Origin of the sequence: Brevundimonas intermedia, assembly GCF_004614235.1 — a bacterium.
In the GTDB taxonomy this organism is placed as follows: Bacteria; Pseudomonadota; Alphaproteobacteria; order Caulobacterales; family Caulobacteraceae; genus Brevundimonas; species Brevundimonas intermedia_A.
Genome location: NZ_SPVH01000006.1, coordinates 847,227 through 863,609 on the forward strand (window position 1 = coordinate 847,227; position 16,383 = coordinate 863,609).

A 16,383-nucleotide genomic window follows, 5' to 3' on the forward strand; every position below is an offset into this window, starting at 1 on the left:
TCAGGCTCCGGTAGCGGGTTCGATCAGGTCCCAGGCGTTTCCGTAGAGGTCTTCGAAGACCGCCACCTTGCCATAGGTCTCATGTCGCGGGGTTTCGCGGAAGTGAACGCCGGCGGCAAGCCAGGCGGCGTGGTCGCGCATCAGGTCGTCGGTTTCGAGGAACAGCCAGACGCGGCCGCCGGCCTGGTTTCCGACCTGGGCCTTCTGGGCGTCGGTCGTGGCGCGGGCGAGCAGCAGGCTGGTTTCGCCGCCTTTGGGGGTGACGCGCACCCAGCGTTTGCCGCCGCCCATGTCGGTATCCTCGCTGAGGTCGAAACCCAGCGTGCCGACATAGAAGGCGATGGCCGCGTCATAGTCGTGGACTAGCAGGCTGACGGCGCCGATACGGCTCATGGGGCCGGAACCGCATAGAGGCGGCGGAAGGCGTCCAGCGCGGCGCCGTGGTAGATGGTGGCGTGGGTCTCGGTCGGGCGGGGCGTGAAGCTCCAGCTCAGGCCGGGCAGGGCGTGGTCGCGCAGATTGGCGGTCAGGACGTCCATAGGGGCCTGCATCTCGGGGCCCTCGTCGCCCAGGGTCAGGATCAGGGTGCGGGGGTCGTTCGACTGATCGCGCAGGCGGGCGCCGGACTGACGCGCCAGAACGCCGCCGTCCCACCACAGGCTGGGGCTGACGGCGACATAGGCGTCGAACATCTGCGGTTCCTTGAGAAAGGTCTCGACCACGAACAGGCCAGCGAGGGACTCGCCCATCAGCGCCGTCTCGCCGCTGGTGCGGAAGCGGGTTTCGACGAAGGGCTGGACCTCTTCGGCCACGAAGCGGCGGAAGCGATCCGAATGGCCCTGGGTCGGATAGCGGGCGATCAGGTCGGGATCTTGCGTCGGCAGGGCCAGTTCGTTGCGACGATCCACCGAGGCGATGCCGACCACGATCACGTCGCGGGTCGTGCCGGCGACGGTCCCGAGCTGGGCCAGGCCCGAGATGTGGTGGAAGTCCTGATCCTGACCGCCGTCCAGGACATAAAGGACGGGGTAGGTCTGGCCGCTGTCGGCATAGCCGGGGGGCAGCCAGACGTTGATTTCCCGCGTCGCGCCCATGATGGCCGAGGGCAGGGTGTAGGACCGGCCGATGACGATGGGGGTTTCGGCGGGGGTTGCTTCCGAGGCAGTCTGGGCGAGAGCGATGGTCGGCAGGACGCTCAGGCCCGCCGACAGGGCCAGGGCGCGCAAGGCAAGGGCTATCAAATCGGCAACTCCGAAGAATGAGCCGCCCAACCCCTGTCGCGTTCGGCGGCGTCGATGGCGTCGACCAGTTCGTCGGCAGCGCCCCGTCGGCGCAGTTCTTCGGTCGGCATGATACTGCTCTGGGCGCAGGCGGCGTCTTGCCCCATCAGAGCCGGCGCGATGGCCAGGCCGCCTCGCTCGGCGTCCAGCCAGATGCGAAGTCCGCCCGTTTGGGACTGGTCGAGGATGCGCCCCCCACAGTTCGCGCGTGTCTGGGCGTCCATCGACGCCAGAACATGTTCGGCATGCCAGGCGATCAGCACCTTGGATCGCACGGTGGCCTCGTAGACAAAATCCAGGGTGTCGGCCTGGTCCCGAGGCTCGATCAGTTCCAAGGGCAGAACATTCGACCAGTCGATCGTGTCGCCGGTGGTCAGGTCGTAGGTCATCCGCAGCTCGGTGGCGTTAGGCGGGGCGTCGCTGCAGGACGCGACATCGTGGATCACAAGGCTGGCGAACCTGGGGCCGGACATGGGGACCGAGACGCGGCGCGACCACTGCGACCGTTCAGGCGCGGTCGCCATGCAGTGCGTCCGCTCGGACGCGCCGGTATCGTCCAAAGCGCCGGTCAGGTGTTCGAATTGCCGCGCGGCGCGGTCGTCGCCGGTCAGTCGGGGCAGGACTTCGACGCCCTCGACCGTATCCGGCCGTCCGATCAGGCGGCTGGCGGGGGCCTGACTCTCCGATGCGCCACCGATCAGCAGCAGGAAGGTCAGGCCCGCCGAGGCGATCATTACAGCCGCGCCTTGACCGCCGCGACGACGGCCTCGGCGGTGATGCCGAACTTGTCGTACAGGACTTCGGCTGGGGCCGAGGCGCCGAAGCCGGTCATGCCGATGAAGGCGCCGTCTTCGCCGATGAACCGTTCCCAGCCCTGTTTGATCGCGGCTTCCACCGCAACGCGCACGGTGCCGCGGCCGATGACCGAGGCCTGGTAGGCGGCGTCCTGTTGCTCGAACAGTTCGAAACAGGGGACGGAGACGACGCGGGTCGGCGTGCCTTCGGCTTCCAGCGTCTCGGCGGCCTTCAGGGCGAGGGCCAGTTCCGTGCCGGTGCCGAACAGGGTGGCCTTGGCCTCTCCGTTCGCCGCCTTGATCTCATAGGCGCCCTTGGCTGACAGGTTCTCAGTCGCCGCGACGGTGCGGACGGCCGGGGTCTTCTGGCGCGACAGGGCCATGGCCGAGGGGGCGGTCTTGGTCTCCAGCGCGATCTTCCAGCATTCCATGGCCTCGACCGTATCGGCGGGGCGGAAGACCAGCAGGTTGGGGATGGCGCGAAGCGCCGCCAGGTGTTCGACCGGCTGGTGCGTCGGGCCGTCCTCGCCCAGGCCGATGGAATCGTGCGTCAGGACGTGGATGGCGCGGACGCCCATCAGGGCGCCCAGGCGGATGGCCGGTCGGCTGTAGTCCGAGAAGACCATGAAGGTCCCGGCGTAGGGGATGACCCCGCCGTGCAGGGCCAGGCCGTTCATGGCAGCGGCCATGCCGAACTCGCGGATGCCCCAGTTGACGTAGCGACCCTCATACGACGGCGCGTCCAGGATCGGGGTGCCGGCGACGAAGGTGTTGTTCGAGCCGGTCAGGTCGGCCGAGCCGCCGACCAGTTCGGGGATGGAGGCGAAGACCTGGTCCAGGGCGGCGCCCGACGACTGGCGCGTAGCCTGGGCCGGCTGGGTCTCGATCAGTTCGGCGATCTTGGCGTTCAGGGCGTCGAAGGCGCCCTCGGGCAGGTCGCCCTTCATGGCGCGGGTGAAGTCGGCGGCCTGGGCCGAGGCGGCGAGGCGGGCTTCCCACTTCTTGCGGTCCTTGGCGCCGCGACGCCCGACCTTGGCCCAGGCGTCGGCGATGGTCGCCGGCATTTCGAAGGGTTCGTGATCCCAGGCCAGGCCCAGACGGGTGGCGGCGATCTCGGCGGCGCCCAGGGCCGCGCCGTGGGTCTTGTGGCTGCCTTCCATGGTGGCGGCGCCCTTGCCGATCTTGGTCTTGCAGGCGATCAGGGTCGGCTTGTCCTGACGCGTGGCCCATTTCAGGGCGGCCTTGATGGCGTTCATGTCATGGCCGTCGATGGCCTTGACCGCCCAGCCGGCGGCCTTGAAGCGGGCCTTCTGGTCGGTGGCGTCGGACAGGGAGACCTTGCCGTCGATGGTGATCTCGTTGTCGTCCCACAGGACGGTCAGCTTGTTCAGGCGATAGCGGCCGGCCAGGGCGATGGCTTCCTGGCTGACGCCTTCCATCAGGCAGCCGTCGCCGGCGACGACCCAGGTGCGGTGGTCGACCAGGTCGTCGCCGTATTTGGCGGCGAGGTGACGCTCGGCCATCGCGAAGCCGATCGAGGTGGCCAGGCCCTGGCCCAGGGGGCCGGTGGTGACCTCGACGCCGGGCATGTGGCCGTATTCCGGGTGACCGGCGGTCTTGGAGCCCCACTGGCGGAAGTTCGACAGTTCTTCCTTGGTCGCGGCCTTGTAGCCGGTCAGGTGCAACAGGGCGTAGATCAGCATCGAGCCGTGGCCCGCCGACAGGATGAAGCGGTCACGGTCGGCCCAGTCGGGGCGCGACGCGTCGAACTTCAGAAACTTGGAAAACAACACCGTGGCGACGTCGGCCATGCCCATGGGCATGCCGGGGTGGCCCGACTTGGCCTTCTCGACCCCGTCCATGGCGAGGACGCGGATGGCGTTCGCCATCTGCTCGGGCGTGGCCTTTGGTGCGGTTTTGGCGTCGGTCACGGTGGAGACCTCTGTATGGGACGGCGGAAAAAGGGGGCGCGCCGCTTTACCCCGGCGCGTCCTCGGGTTCTATACGCAATTTGAAGGAGCGACCGATGGCAGACGCCACCACGGCCGCACGGGCGCGTATCGACCGCGCCTTGGCCGAACTGGAACGCAAGATCCTGGAGCTGAAGGCGCGCCCCGCCTCGGCGCCCGCGATTGCGGACGACGACCTGTTCGCGCCTCGTCCTTCGGATTCGGGGGCCGCCGATCAGCGCGTCGCCGAGTTGGAGGCCGCAGGACGCGAGGCCTCCGACGCCCTGGCTCGCGCGGCCGAGGCCGTGCGCGGCGTGTTGGCCGAAAGCGAGGCCGGCTGATGGCGACGGTGACGGTAGAGGTCAACGGGCGGCCCTATGCGGTGGGGTGCGCCGACGGGCAGGAGGAGCGGGTCCGCATCCTGGCCAAACAGTTCGACAACCAGGTGCGCCAGGTGGCCCAGGACGTGGGGCATGTCGGGGACCTGCGGCTGTTCCTGATGTCGGCCCTGATTCTGGCCGACGAACTGCACGAGGCGCGCCTGAACGGCGGCAAGGCGGGGCCGTCCACCCTGGCCCCGGCGCCGGCCTCGACGGACGGGGTCGCCGAGGCGCTGAACGCCGTCGCCGCCCGGATCGAGAAGATCGCCCAGGGCATCTGATCGGTATCTGATCAAAGATTCGACGCAGGCTGGCGCAAGCCGAGGCGAAGGCCTATCTTGCTCGACGGCGGGTCTTGCTGCGGCCCACGTCGAAGGCATACATTTCCTCGCGACCTTAATTCACTCAAAGGGATCTGTCCCTGTCCGGGCTTGAGGGCCTGGGCATATGGAGCCCACCTGGCTACCCAGGTTCGAGAGGATTTAAACGCCCTTCACGGTTCTTGCGGCGCCGCCAACCTCTCTCTTTTTTTGTGTTATCGCTCGCCGCGCGGCGGCTCGCTGCTTGAGCACGTTTGTGCGCTATCTCTTGCGATGCGGTCGCTCCCTGCTGGAGCGCGCGCATCTCGCTTTGTTTGACGCGTCGGATAGGGGTGGCCTAATGATTCAGGACAAGCATGAGCTGCGGTCCGCCGCACGGGCGCTACGCAAACGGTTGGCCGAGACCGATCCCCTGGCGGCCTCACGCGCGGCGGATCATGTGGACGCCCTGCCGCCCGCCGAGATCGTCGCCCTCTATCGCGCCATGGGGTCCGAGCTGGATGCCGACGCCCTGGCCGTGGCGCTGGAGGCCGCGGGCCGTCGGCTATGCCTGCCGGTGGTGGTCCAGCGCGACGCCCCCATGGAGTTTCGCGCCTGGTCGCCGGGCGAGCCGCTGGAACTGGACGCCGCCGGATGCCCCGCGCCCCTGCCGCTGGCGCAGGTCGTCACGCCCGACCTGATCCTGACGCCCCTGCTGGCGTATGACGATCGGGGTGGGCGCCTGGGTCAGGGCGGCGGCTATTACGACCGCACCTTCGCCGCTCGCCCCGACGCGCTGCGCATCGGCTTCGCCTATGCCGGCCAGAAGGTCGAGCGGCTTGAGCTGGAAGCGCATGACATCCGACTGCATGGGGTTCTGACCGAGGCGAGCTACGCGGACTTTGGCATATCCCATTGACATATACGTGCCGCCAGCCGATATCGACGCCATGAGCCCCCCGCTGAAAGCCACGGTCTTCAAGTCCAATCGCTCGCAGGCTGTGCGGCTGCCCAAGGCCGTGGCCTTTCCCGACGACGTGAAGGAGCTTCGCGTCATCAAGGAGGGCAAGAGCCTGCGCCTGGTGCCGGTGAACGCATTGTGGGACGACTTCTTCGACCGGCCCGGCATCCCGGACTGGCCGGATCGCGAGCCTCAAGGCGAATGGCCGGAACGTGAGCCGCTCTGAGTGATGGACTACCTGCTTGATGCAGATATCTGCATCCACGTATTGCGCCGGCGCGCGCCGGACCTGCGTGAGCGCTTCGCAGCATCCGTTGGTCGGATCGCCCTTTCCACCGTCACCCTCACGGAGCTTTTGGTAGGCGTCGCCAAGTCTTACGATCCAGGTATGCGGCACGAAGAACTGCTGCGGTTCCGTTCCCGACTTGACCTTCTGGACTTCGACGAAGCTGCCGCAGCCCATGCATCGGATATCCGCGCGAGCTTGGAACGCAGCGGCCAGAAGATCGGGCCGCTTGATACTCTATTGGCCGGCCAGGCACGTAGCCTTGGCCTTACGGTCGTAACGGCGAACGTCCGGGAGTTCTCGCGTGTCGAGGGCCTGCTGGTCGAAAACTGGCTTGGCCAGGGACAAGGCTTTCACGAATGAGACTGGCATTTTTCGGGGACGTCATCGGCAAGTCCGGCCGTGACGGGATCAGCGATCATCTTCCGGGCCTGAAGCGCGACCTGAAGCTCGACTTCGTGGTGATCAATGCGGAGAACGCCGCAGGCGGGTTCGGCATCACCGAGAATACGGCGCGCGAGCTGTTCATGGCCGGCGCCGACTGCCTGACGCTGGGCAACCACAGCTGGGACCAGCGCGAGGCCCTGACCTATATCGTGCGCGAGCCGCGCCTGATCCGGCCGGCCAACTATCCGCGCCTGATGGATGCGCCCGGCGCTGGGGCAAATCTGTTCGAGACCCATTCGGGCCGCACCGTCCTGGTCATGAACGTGCTGGGCCGGGTGCATATGGACCCGATGGACGATCCGTTCGGCGCGGTTGAGCGCGAGCTGGCGGCCGCGCCTCTGGGCGCCGTAGCCGACGCGGTGATCGTCGACATGCATGCCGAGGTCACGTCCGAGAAGATGGCCATGGGGCATTTCTGCGACGGTCGCGCTTCGCTGGTCGTCGGCACCCACACCCACGTCCCGACTGCCGACTGCCAAATCCTGCCCGGCGGCACGGCCTATCAGACCGACGCCGGCGGTTGCTGCGACTATGACAGCGTCATCGGCAACGAGAAGGAAGAGCCGCTGCGGCGCTTCACCACCCGCATCTCGGGCGGGCGCTACATGCCCGCGTCCGGGCCGGCGACGGTGTGCGGCGTGTTCGTGGAGACGGACGACAAGACCGGGCTGGCGACGCGCGTCGAGCCGATCCGCGTCGGCGGGCGCCTGTCCCAGGCGGTGCCGGTGCTCTAAGGCGTCAGGCGGCGCCCCGGCGGCGTTCGATCAGGGTGCGGCGAACGGCCTGAAGATTCGCCGCACGCCGCTGGGGCGTATGGGTCGCCAGGACATAGGCCTGGCCCGCGCGCGCCAGGGCCAGCCGTTCCTCGGGCGTCGAGATCAGCCGTTTCATCGCCGCCGCCAGCGTCCGGGGCGTCACCGCATCGACATATAGGGCGTGCGGCCCGCTGGCTTCGCGCAGGCCGCCTCGGCCGGAGGAGATCAGGGCTGCGCCAGCCGCATGGGCCTCGATCGCCGTCAGTCCGAACGGCTCGTCCCAGACGGACGGCGTCAGGGCGATGGCCGCCGACTGCATCCGTCGCCGGACCTCGGCCAAGGGCGCGGACTTCAGCACCTCGACCCGGTCGCCATAGGGTTCCAGCGGCGCGACGTGCCGGGCCGCCCAGCGCGCGTGGTCGTCCCAGTCGTTCAGCATCAGCACGGCGCGCCAGTCGGGGTGGGCGTCCAGCACGGCGGGCAGGGCGGCGCACAGGACATCGACGCCCTTCTCAGGCATGGCGCGCCCGGCGAAGGCGATCACCGGTTCTCGGTTCTCGGGCGAGGCCAGCCAGGCGCTCGCTTCGATGGGGTTGGGCACGGCGAACGCCCGGTCGTCCAGATCGGGGAAGGTGCGCACGAAGGCGTCGCGCTCGGCTATGCTGACGAAGACCAGGCCGTCCAGACGCTCATAGCGCGCTCTGTAACGCCAGCGGTCGATGGGGTGGCGCGGCGGGCGCAGGGCGTTGTGGCGATAGAGCAGGTGGGGCGTGCCGGGCAGGGCCTGCTGCACCGCCATCGCCTGTTTCACCTGCTGATGATGTTCGATCACGTCGGGTCGAAAGGCCCGCAGCCGTTCGATCAGGGTGGGAATGCGGATGCGGCCGGGGGGCAGGGCGTCCACGCCCGGCGCATTGTGATCGTCCGCCCCGCTACAGCAGAAGATGCGCGTCTCGCCGCCCTGATCGACGCCCGCCATCGTCCGCACGACGGTCTCCATCGAGTTGGGCTGGGCTTCGGAAAACAGGCATCCCGGAGGGAGCAGGACGGCGGTGCGCAAGGGCGAGTTCCGATGGGAGGACCGCGCGCCTTATAGACAGTTCATGGCGGGACGGCGACGCTTCTAACTGTTGGGATAGCCCAGTTCCGGCTCCATCCGCTCAAAGATGCGGTTCATGGCGTAGGCGTCCAGATTGGGCAGGGCGATATGGCCGAAGCGCAGCGACAACTGGTCCTCGGCGCGCGTCTCGCCGCCTCGGGATACGGCGGCGACGTAGAAGGCCGACGCCAGACCCGTGCGATCCGATCCGCCGGCGCAGTGGATCAGCAAGGGTTTCGGCGCATCGCGCATGATGGCGATCAGGGTGTGGACCTCCTGCGGCGTCAGTTCTTCCTTGGACGACATGCGGAAGTTGATGTGCTGGATGCCCAGGCGACGACTGTCGGCGACCTCGTCATCGTACCAGGGCGAGCCGGGGTTGGGACCGCGCAGGTTCAGCACGGTGCGGATGCCGTGCTGGCGCTCCATCCGGTCCAGCAGTCCGGGACGCGGCTGACCGGCGCGATAGAGCTCGCCGGGAATGACGGTGTGGACATTGCCGCTTAAAGCGACGGTGCCGATGTAGGCGATCAGGCAGACGAGGGCGATCCCGGCCGAGATCAGCCCCAACTTCAAGGGTGAGACGCGGCGGATCACGCGGAGCGCGCTCCGGTGAACCATTTGCGATAGTCGGCGGTGGTGGCGATCAGCAGCATCACGAGCAGGCCCAGCAGCGCCGCCGTCGATCCGATGGCGCCCAAGTCCAGCCCGCCCTTGGCGTGCGATTTCGTCAGCAGGTCGCCCATGGTCGCTCCAAAGGGTCGGGTCAGGACGAAGGCGATCCAGAACAGGACGGTGGTTGAGATGCTGGTGAACTTCCAGACTAGGATGGTCAAGGCGACGCCGCCCGAGATCAGGACATTGCTCCATAGATAACCCAGGCCCGAGGTGTCGGCCAGAAAGTCGCCCAAGGCCGTCCCCAGGGTGTTCGAGGCCAAAATCGCCAGCCAATAGAAGATCTCCACCTCCGGCTCGCGGATATGATCGACCTTCAGCGAGCCATAGGTCAGCCGCCAGGCCGTCAGCACGGCGATCAGGACACAGGCGATGATCGTCGCGCCCGTGGCGTAGCCCAGGCCCAGGCTGCGATCCATGAAGTCGGACAGGGTCGTCCCTGCCGTGCTGATGGGCAGGATCACCAGCCAGTAGAGGGCGGGATGAAATCGCTTCGCGCGCAGCTGCATGCAGGGTGATCACGAAGAAGCCCAGCAGGATCAGCGAACTGACGGCATAACCGACCTTCAGCGTCATCGACACCAGGTCGCCGCCGGTCTCTCCGACCGTGGTCGCGCAGATCTTCATCAACCAGAAGGCCAAGGTGACCTTCGCCACCTTGTCCACCGCCGCGGCGGCAGACGGTTCAGCGGGCGTGGTGCTCATCGTGGCGATCCGGTTTCGACGTCCCACGACGCGCCGTCTTTGCGGCCAAGATTGGGCTGTCAGACGGCCCGGCGCCGCGCCCTCAGCCGCAGTCGCATCGGTTCGCGGCTGCGCAGGGTGATCTGGTGCACCGGGCGGGGTTCGACGGTGGTCAGGGCCTCGACCTCGGCGGCGCGCAAGATGGCGGCCAGGGCGATCATCGCCTCCTGGATGGCGAAGGCGGCGCCGATGCAGACGCGGGGCCCGGCGCTGAAGGGGATGTAGGCGTAGCGGTCGATGGACTTGCGTTTCTGGGGCAGAAAGCGTTCCGGCTTGAAGGCGTCGGGGTCGTCCCACAGCAGGCTGTGGCGTTGCAGGATCCAAGGGGAGATGATGACGGTGGTGCCGGCCTTGATCGGCTGGCCGCCGATCTCGTCGTCGGCCAGGGCCTTGCGCGCCATGGTCGGGGCGGGCGGGAACAGGCGCATGGTCTCGTCCAGCACGGCGCGGGTCCAGGGCAGGGCGTCGGCCCATTTGGGATCGGAGACGTCGAAGGCGTCGGCCTCGGCCTGGAGCCGAGCCAGGTATTCGGGCTGGCGCGACAACAGGTGCAGGGTCCAGCCGAGGGCGCGGGCCGTGGTCTCGTGCCCCGCCAGGATGAAGGTCAGGATGTTGGCGGCGACTTCTTCATCGCTCAATCCGGGTCCGCCGTTCTCGTCGCGGGCCAGCAGCAGGGCGCTGAGCAGGTCGGCGGGCGGGGCGTCTCCGGTCTCGATCCGGGCGCGGCGCGCCTCGACCAGTGTGGTGACGCGCTGTTCGAAGAAGCGGGCCGAGCGGAAACTGGCCAAGCGGCCCAGGCGCGGGGCCCAGTCCGGGGCCCCCAGCACGTCCAGCGGGTCGATGCGGGCGCCATTGGCCAGGAATTGGTTCAGGGCGCGCTCGAACCCGCGCGCCTCGCCGCCCAGCTCGTCCGAGAACATGGTGGCCGACAGGATGTCGAAGGTCAGGCCGGACATCTCGCTGTCGATATCCAGCACGCGTCCCCGCGCCGACAGGGACCAGCCGGCGACGCGGGCCTGGCAGACCTCGGCCATGCGGGCGTTCAGCGTCGCCATCTTGGCGGGGGTGAAGAGCGGGGCCAGGATGCGGCGGGCGCGGCGCCAGGTGTCGCCCTCGGTCAGCAGCAGGCCTTCGGCCAGCATGGGGCCCAGCACCCGGCGTTGCAGGTCGCCCTTCTCATAGTTGGCGGCGTTCTCGGTCAGGACGTGGCGGACGCCTTCGGGGTGGCTGACCACCAGGATCTCGCCGAAGGCCGAGTTGCCGTGCAGTTGCGGCTCGGTGAAATGCCGCTCGGACCACATCTGGATCGGGTCGCGCCAGCTGATCCACAGGAAGGGCAGCAGCGACAGGGGCTTGCCCTTCCGCCGGGGCGGTATGGCGGGGCGGAAGATGGTGTCGGCCGTCGTCGCGTCCATAGGACCGTCCCTTAAGCAGATCGCCGGTTCAGCCGGGCGCATCGTCCCTGAAACGTTCGATCTGGTGCATGCGTTCATGCAGGATCGTCACGATCCCGACGGCGCCGTCCGACAATACGCGCCAATAGACGTAGTGGTGTTCACGGCGGACGTAGAAGCCCTCGACGCCGAACTCGGCCGGGATGGTGCGCCATGCGACCCGGCGGGCCGCAATGTCCTCGAAACAGGCGAACAGGCGACGGATGTAGGCCTGCCCTTGCGCCTCGCCCCAGGTCTCGCAGCTGTAAGTGTAGATGTCGTCGAGCCGACGACTGGCCGCTTCCTGAATGCGAAAGTCGGCCACGGCGCTCAGCGTCGGGCGTTGCGGGCGAACACGGCGTCGGCGTCCAGAGCCGTATAACTGGACTCAGGGGCAGCGAAGGCCGTCTTCAGTTCGGCTTTGAGCCGTTCGAAACTTGCGGCCTCGACCCGCTCGCGGTCGCGTCTGATCAGATCGCGGACGTATTCGCTGACGTTCTCATAGGCGCCGTCCTTGCCCACGTTTTGTGAAACGAACTCACTCAACGGGCCGGTGACACGGACATTCAAGGTCATAGAGTTCGGCATGACGCTCTCCTCGTCCTCAATATGAGGAATATTGAGGACGTTGCAAGTGGCGTCTAGCCTGTCCTGATGTCAGCGAGGGCGCGACGCCCTGGCGATGGCGCCGAGCAACCGCGACATATCTTCAGCGGCCGAATCCTTCGCGCGTTGGCTTGAGGACGCGGGTTTCGAAACCGGGGCCGTCGGCGCCGCTGGAGCCGTTTGAGAGGCTCTCTTCTTTTCGCGTCGCTCGAACAGAAAGCGTTGAAGACCCCAGACAAGGTGAGGCGTCCACGGCTGGCCGCAGGCGGTTGTCTTCCCCGCCTTGTTCAGCAGGCCGGCGACTTCGTTGGGTCGGGTGAAGCCGCCCTTGAAACAGGCGCGGAGCAGAGGGTCGAGCTCATCCAGAAACGCCTCCTTGGAGCGATCGCGAAAGGCGAAATGCTTCAGCTCGTCTCTTGTGATCTGTGACGGCTTGGACGACGGGCGTCCGGCAGGCCGCTCCGGCTTCTGCGCCCGAGAGCGTCCCGTCGGCGCCGCCTTGGCCTTGGAGGGACCCGCCCTTTTTCCACCGCCGAGATAGGATCCCTTGGCCACGCTCAGTTGGCCGGCGCGGATGTCGGCGCCCAGGCCTTCATTTCGGCGATCTCGCGCGTCTGAGTATCGACGACGCTCTGGGCCATGCGGCGGATGTCGGGGTCGCGGCTGTCGCGCAGGGCGACTTCGGCCATGGCGATGGCGCCCTCGTGATGGGCGATCATCTTGGCGACATAGGCCTGGTCGACGGTTTGGCCCGATGCGGCGGCCATCTTCTCGTGCATCTCGGCTTCGGACGCGGCGAAGGCCTGATCGCCGGGCGTAGGGCCGGCCTTGGCGTGACCGGCGTGGGCGGCGGCCTGAGTCTCGGCCGTGGTGCGGGTCGCCGCCGCATGGTTGGCGGCCGACGTGTCGCGCAGCGCCTGCTCCACCGGGTCGCCGCCGCCGTCGCAGGCGGCCAGCAGACCGAGCAGAGCAAGCGGTGCGAGAACGCGGATCATGCGGCGTCGCCCAGCCAGCCCGGCATCCAGCCCTCGTGCCATTCGCGCAGGTGGGCGACGGGGATGCTGAACAGATCAGTGGACCCGAAGGCGTCGCCGCCCGCACGGCCGACGACCGAGGCGTGCAGCCCCGCCTCGCGCGCCTTGGCGATCAGAGCGTCGGCGTCAGGCACGGCGACCAGATAACGGGCCTGGTCCTCTCCGAACAGGAAGATATGGGCGTGGGCGGCGCTGGAGGCGTCCAGGGTCACGCCGACGTCGGAGGCCAACGCCAGGTCGGCGGCGGCGCCGATCAGGCCGCCGTCGGACAGGTCGTGGACCACGGTCAGGTCGCCGGCCTCGATCAGGTCGCGCACGAAGTCGCCGGTCTTCTTTTCCAGCTTCAGATCGACGGGCGGCGGGGCGCCGTCCTCGCGGCCCAGGACCTCGCGCAGATAGATCGACGCGCCCAGTTCGCCGACGGTCTGGCCGATCAGGACCAGGGTGTCGCCCTCGGCCATGGTCGAGAAGTTGGTGACGACGTCATAGTTGGGCAGCAGGCCGACGGCGCCGACGGTCGGGGTCGGCGGAATGGCGACGCCGTTGGTCTCGTTATAGAGCGACACGTTCCCGCTCACGACCGGGAAGACCAGTTCGCGGCAGGCCTCGGCCATGCCGTCGATGGCGCGGACGATCTGGCCCATGATCTCGGGGCGCTGCGGGTTGCCGAAGTTCAGATTGTCGGTGATGGCGATCGGGCGCGAGCCGACGGCGGTCAGGTTGCGCCAGGCCTCGGCCACCGCCTGCTTTCCGCCCTCATAGGGGTCGTTCTGGACATAGCGGGGGGTGCAGTCGCTGGTGACGGCCAGACCCTTGTCCGTGCCGTGGACGCGGACCACGCCGGCGTCGGCGCCGGTGGCTGAATCCTGCAGAGTGTCGGCCATGACGTGGCGGTCGTACTGTTCCCAGATCCAGCGCTTGGACGCCATGTCGGGGCAGGCGATCACCTTCATCACCGCATCGGCCCAGTTTTCGGGCGCGGGGATGTCGGCGGGGTTCAGTCGGGGATGCAGTTCCGGCTGGACCCAGGGGCGGTCGTACAGGGGGGCGTCGTCGAACAGGGGGGCCAGGGGCACGTCGCAGACGGTCTCGCCATGATGCTTCAGCACCAGACGGCCGGTGTCGGTGGTGACGCCGATGGTGGCGGCGTCCAGGCCCCACTTCTTGAAGATGCGTTCGCCGTCGGCCTCGCGGCCGGGCTTCAGGACCGCCAGCATCCGCTCCTGGCTTTCCGACAGCATCATCTCATAGGCGCTCATGCCCTCTTCGCGCTGGGGCACGGCGTCCATGTTCAGCTCGATGCCGACGCCGCCCTTGCCGGCCATCTCGACCGAGGAGGAGGTCAGGCCCGCTGCGCCCATGTCCTGGATCGCGGCGACGGCGCCCGAGGCCATCAGCTCCAGCGTCGCCTCGATCAGCAGCTTCTCGGCGAAGGGGTCGCCGACCTGGACGGTGGGGCGTTTCGATTCCGACTCGTCGTCGAACTCGGCCGAGGACATGGTCGCGCCGTGGATGCCGTCGCGGCCGGTCTTGGAGCCGAAATAGACCACCGACAGGCCCGCCGAGGGGGCGGCCGAATAGAAGATGCTGTCCGACTTGGCCAGGCCGACGCACATGGCGTTGACCAGGATGTTGCCGTTGTAGCCACGGTGGAAGTTGGTCTCGCCCGCCACGGTCGGCACGCCGACGCAGTTGCCGTAGCCGCCGATGCCCGAGACGACGCCCTTGACCAGGCGTTTGGTCTTTTCGTGCGACGGGTCGCCGAAGCGCAGGGCGTTCAGCAGGGCCACCGGGCGCGCGCCCATGGTGAAGACGTCGCGCATGATGCCGCCCACGCCCGTCGCCGCGCCCTGATAGGGTTCGATGTAGGAGGGGTGGTTGTGGCTCTCCATCTTGAAGATGCAGGCGTCGCCATCGTCGATGTCGATTACCCCGGCGTTCTCGCCCGGACCGCAGATGACGCGGTCGCCGGTGGTGGGGAACTTGCCCAGGTGGATCTTGGACGATTTGTACGAGCAGTGCTCGGACCACATGACCGAGAAGACGCCCAATTCGACATGGTTGGGCTCGCGGCCCAGCCGGTCGAGGACGACCTGATATTCGTTCGGGGCCAGGCCGTATTCGGCGGCCAGTTCGGCCATCGACTTTTCGGGGGTCTTTTGCGGAGCGCTCATGGGCGGCGCTTCTAGCCGCAGATGGGCCAAATGTCAGCCCGCCCGGCGCAAGATCGGGGAACATCGAACATCTCAGACGGTTGATTCCTACGACAGCCACAGGAGCCATCATGACCGACACGCCCATCGACCCCGCCGCAACACCCGAAGACGAGGATCTGCCCGAGATCGCCGCCGACGACGCCGGCGCGTCCGCTTTGGCCGAAAAGGCCCAGAAACAGGCCGACGACACCGAGGAGGACGCGGCATGAGCAAGCCTCACACCGACCGCATCACGCCGGCCTCCGGTCAGCAGATGGATCGCTCGAATGATCCCGAAACGACGGCGGAGATGGACGCGGCTGCGCCGGAGGCCGCAATGGCCAGCCGTCGTCAGCGTCTGACGGGCTCGGCGGTCGGGGTCGGCAGCGTGGGTTTCGATGAGGACGGAGCCTTCGACGTCGGCGCCGACGATCACGAGCCCCAAGATGACGCTGTCACAGATACGATCAAACCCTGATCAGCCTCCTTTCCGCTCATCCCGGCGAAAGCCGGGACCAAGCGCTTTGGGCGCAAGTTGCGTGAGACCAAAGGTCAGAGGTCATCCGAGGCACTGGTAGATGCGAAAGAACTGGGTTCCGGCTTTCGCCGGGATGAGCGGGGAGTGAAGGGTCCGAGCCTTAGCGGGCGCGTTCGACGCCCGGCCGCAGGCGGAAGGTCAGCAGCAGCCCGCCGACCAGCAGGATGATGGCGCCGGCCAGGGCCGTGAAGGCGACGGCGGGCTTGTCCGCCTGTTCGGCGACGAAGGCGCCCAGCAGGCCCCAGGCCGTCGGCAGCGGGTAGGCCATCGTCCGCAGCACCGCCGTGACCGCCAGGGCGACGACCACGACCGCCACGATGGCGACGATGGCCCACAGGCTGGGCGACAGGGCGGCGGGCAGGGCGTCGAAGGCCGTCACCGTCGTGATTAGATTCAGCGGCGCGGCCACCGTCAACCAACCGGCCAGGGCGGCCAGCGGCCAGACCAGCAGGATACGCTCGCGGTCCATCAGCCTCAGCGCGCGGATATGGCCCGACACCGCCAGCAACGGCAGCAGCAGGGCGATCAGCGAGGCGAAAATCACCCCCACGCTGGCGGCCTTCAGGTTCATGGCCGCCACGATGATCCAGAAGCCGATGCCGAAGAAGGCGACGGCGGACGGCAGGCCCATCCGATTAAGCAGGGGGCTTTCGCCCGTTTGAGGCAGGGCCTGGCGGATCGCATAGGCCAGGATGCCCACATAGATCAGGCCCCAGATCGAGAAGGCGTATCCGGCGACCCTCAGGGTGGTGTTCCCGTCGGCGGCGAACTCGGCTTGGTTCAGGCCCAGCCCGGCCAGGTTCTGAACCAGGGGCACGACGATGGCGAACAGGGCGGCAGCCAGGACGACCAGGCGCCGGGTGCGCTGGCGCGGTGTGGGGCGGATGATGGAGGACATTCGGGTTCCA

General features: G+C 67.8%; 21 protein-coding genes, 1 other RNA gene and 1 pseudogene. 9 read left to right on the forward strand and 14 right to left on the reverse strand.

The features are described from left to right. From EGY25_RS10420 to tkt, 4 genes are read right to left on the reverse strand one after another with little or no spacing between them, the layout of a single operon-like run. Positions 1 to 393 carry a VOC family protein gene (locus EGY25_RS10420; RefSeq protein ID WP_135194903.1) on the reverse strand — a complete coding sequence of 131 codons (393 nt, stop codon included), beginning with the start codon at positions 391 to 393 and terminating at the stop codon, positions 1 to 3. Further along, on the reverse strand, positions 390 to 1,241 hold the full coding sequence (locus EGY25_RS10425) for an alpha/beta hydrolase (RefSeq protein WP_245159433.1): 852 nt from the start codon (positions 1,239 to 1,241) through the stop codon (positions 390 to 392). Before EGY25_RS10425 ends, EGY25_RS10420 begins: the two co-directional genes overlap by 4 nt. Further along, positions 1,238 to 2,014: a hypothetical protein gene (locus tag EGY25_RS10430; protein WP_135194904.1), complete on the reverse strand. Its 777-nt coding sequence runs from the start codon at positions 2,012 to 2,014 to the stop codon at positions 1,238 to 1,240. The genes EGY25_RS10425 and EGY25_RS10430 overlap by 4 nt, the downstream gene beginning before the upstream one ends. Then, a complete protein-coding gene (gene tkt / locus EGY25_RS10435; RefSeq protein WP_135194905.1) occupies positions 2,014 to 4,005 on the reverse strand; it encodes a transketolase in 1,992 nt (663 codons plus the stop codon). The genes EGY25_RS10430 and tkt overlap by 1 nt, the downstream gene beginning before the upstream one ends. A gap of 95 nt (positions 4,006 to 4,100) precedes the next feature. Here tkt and EGY25_RS10440 point away from each other — a divergent pair, with 95 nt between their 5' ends. The 7 genes from EGY25_RS10440 (at position 4,101) to EGY25_RS10470 (ending at position 7,130) form a co-directional block, all read left to right on the forward strand. Continuing rightward, positions 4,101 to 4,364: a hypothetical protein gene (locus tag EGY25_RS10440; protein ID WP_135194906.1), complete on the forward strand. Its 264-nt coding sequence runs from the start codon at positions 4,101 to 4,103 to the stop codon at positions 4,362 to 4,364. Then, on the forward strand, positions 4,364 to 4,684 hold the full coding sequence (locus tag EGY25_RS10445) for a cell division protein ZapA (RefSeq protein ID WP_135194907.1): 321 nt from the start codon (positions 4,364 to 4,366) through the stop codon (positions 4,682 to 4,684). The genes EGY25_RS10440 and EGY25_RS10445 overlap by 1 nt, the downstream gene beginning before the upstream one ends. Positions 4,685 to 4,755: 71 nt before the next feature. Continuing rightward, positions 4,756 to 4,918, forward strand: a non-coding RNA gene (gene ssrS, locus EGY25_RS10450) — 6S RNA. A 145-nt stretch (positions 4,919 to 5,063) separates the two neighbouring features. Further along, on the forward strand, positions 5,064 to 5,621 hold the full coding sequence (locus tag EGY25_RS10455) for a 5-formyltetrahydrofolate cyclo-ligase (RefSeq protein ID WP_135194908.1): 558 nt from the start codon (positions 5,064 to 5,066) through the stop codon (positions 5,619 to 5,621). A 7-nt stretch (positions 5,622 to 5,628) separates the two neighbouring features. Then, positions 5,629 to 5,889: a type II toxin-antitoxin system VapB family antitoxin gene (vapB, locus tag EGY25_RS10460; RefSeq protein ID WP_280643949.1), complete on the forward strand. Its 261-nt coding sequence runs from the start codon at positions 5,629 to 5,631 to the stop codon at positions 5,887 to 5,889. A gap of 3 nt (positions 5,890 to 5,892) precedes the next feature. After that, positions 5,893 to 6,312 (forward strand): type II toxin-antitoxin system VapC family toxin, encoded by a 420-nt coding sequence (locus tag EGY25_RS10465; RefSeq protein ID WP_245159434.1) that lies wholly within the window; start codon positions 5,893 to 5,895, stop codon positions 6,310 to 6,312. Continuing rightward, positions 6,309 to 7,130 (forward strand): TIGR00282 family metallophosphoesterase, encoded by an 822-nt coding sequence (locus EGY25_RS10470; RefSeq protein WP_135194910.1) that lies wholly within the window; start codon positions 6,309 to 6,311, stop codon positions 7,128 to 7,130. The genes EGY25_RS10465 and EGY25_RS10470 overlap by 4 nt, the downstream gene beginning before the upstream one ends. Before the next feature lie 4 nt (positions 7,131 to 7,134). Here the strand turns inward: EGY25_RS10470 and EGY25_RS10475 are convergent, their stop codons facing one another. The 9 genes and pseudogenes from EGY25_RS10475 to purL form a co-directional block, all read right to left on the reverse strand. Then, entirely contained in the window at positions 7,135 to 8,211 is a 1,077-nt protein-coding gene (locus tag EGY25_RS10475; RefSeq protein WP_245159435.1) for a glycosyltransferase family 4 protein, read from the reverse strand. A 63-nt stretch (positions 8,212 to 8,274) separates the two neighbouring features. Beyond that, positions 8,275 to 8,847 carry a tyrosine-protein phosphatase gene (locus EGY25_RS10480; protein WP_245159436.1) on the reverse strand — a complete coding sequence of 191 codons (573 nt, stop codon included), beginning with the start codon at positions 8,845 to 8,847 and terminating at the stop codon, positions 8,275 to 8,277. Next, a complete protein-coding gene (locus tag EGY25_RS10485) occupies positions 8,844 to 9,434 on the reverse strand; it encodes a COG4705 family protein (protein ID WP_209308031.1) in 591 nt (196 codons plus the stop codon). Before EGY25_RS10485 ends, EGY25_RS10480 begins: the two co-directional genes overlap by 4 nt. A 52-nt stretch (positions 9,435 to 9,486) precedes the next feature. Next, positions 9,487 to 9,630, reverse strand: a pseudogene (locus tag EGY25_RS16955) (hypothetical protein); the annotation flags it as partial. Between the two features lie 59 nt (positions 9,631 to 9,689). Then, positions 9,690 to 11,084 (reverse strand): cytochrome P450, encoded by a 1,395-nt coding sequence (locus tag EGY25_RS10490; protein ID WP_135194912.1) that lies wholly within the window; start codon positions 11,082 to 11,084, stop codon positions 9,690 to 9,692. A 28-nt stretch (positions 11,085 to 11,112) separates the two neighbouring features. Then, positions 11,113 to 11,427: a type II toxin-antitoxin system RelE/ParE family toxin gene (locus EGY25_RS10495; protein WP_135194913.1), complete on the reverse strand. Its 315-nt coding sequence runs from the start codon at positions 11,425 to 11,427 to the stop codon at positions 11,113 to 11,115. A gap of 5 nt (positions 11,428 to 11,432) precedes the next feature. Further along, a complete protein-coding gene (locus EGY25_RS10500; RefSeq protein ID WP_209308032.1) occupies positions 11,433 to 11,690 on the reverse strand; it encodes a ribbon-helix-helix domain-containing protein in 258 nt (85 codons plus the stop codon). Positions 11,691 to 12,265: 575 nt separating this feature from the next. Continuing rightward, on the reverse strand, positions 12,266 to 12,703 hold the full coding sequence (locus EGY25_RS10505; protein WP_135194914.1) for a DUF305 domain-containing protein: 438 nt from the start codon (positions 12,701 to 12,703) through the stop codon (positions 12,266 to 12,268). Then, entirely contained in the window at positions 12,700 to 14,916 is a 2,217-nt protein-coding gene (gene purL, locus EGY25_RS10510) for a phosphoribosylformylglycinamidine synthase subunit PurL (protein ID WP_135194915.1), read from the reverse strand. Before purL ends, EGY25_RS10505 begins: the two co-directional genes overlap by 4 nt. Before the next feature lie 110 nt (positions 14,917 to 15,026). Here purL and EGY25_RS16565 point away from each other — a divergent pair, with 110 nt between their 5' ends. Further along, positions 15,027 to 15,167, forward strand: a complete 141-nt coding sequence (locus tag EGY25_RS16565) for a hypothetical protein (protein WP_167762534.1) — start codon at positions 15,027 to 15,029, stop codon at positions 15,165 to 15,167. After that, a complete protein-coding gene (locus tag EGY25_RS10515) occupies positions 15,164 to 15,415 on the forward strand; it encodes a Tat pathway signal protein (RefSeq protein WP_135194916.1) in 252 nt (83 codons plus the stop codon). Before EGY25_RS16565 ends, EGY25_RS10515 begins: the two co-directional genes overlap by 4 nt. A gap of 160 nt (positions 15,416 to 15,575) precedes the next feature. Here EGY25_RS10515 and EGY25_RS10520 read toward each other — a convergent pair whose 3' ends face one another. Beyond that, positions 15,576 to 16,373: a hypothetical protein gene (locus EGY25_RS10520; protein ID WP_135194917.1), complete on the reverse strand. Its 798-nt coding sequence runs from the start codon at positions 16,371 to 16,373 to the stop codon at positions 15,576 to 15,578. Between the last annotated feature and the right edge of the window lie 10 nt (positions 16,374 to 16,383).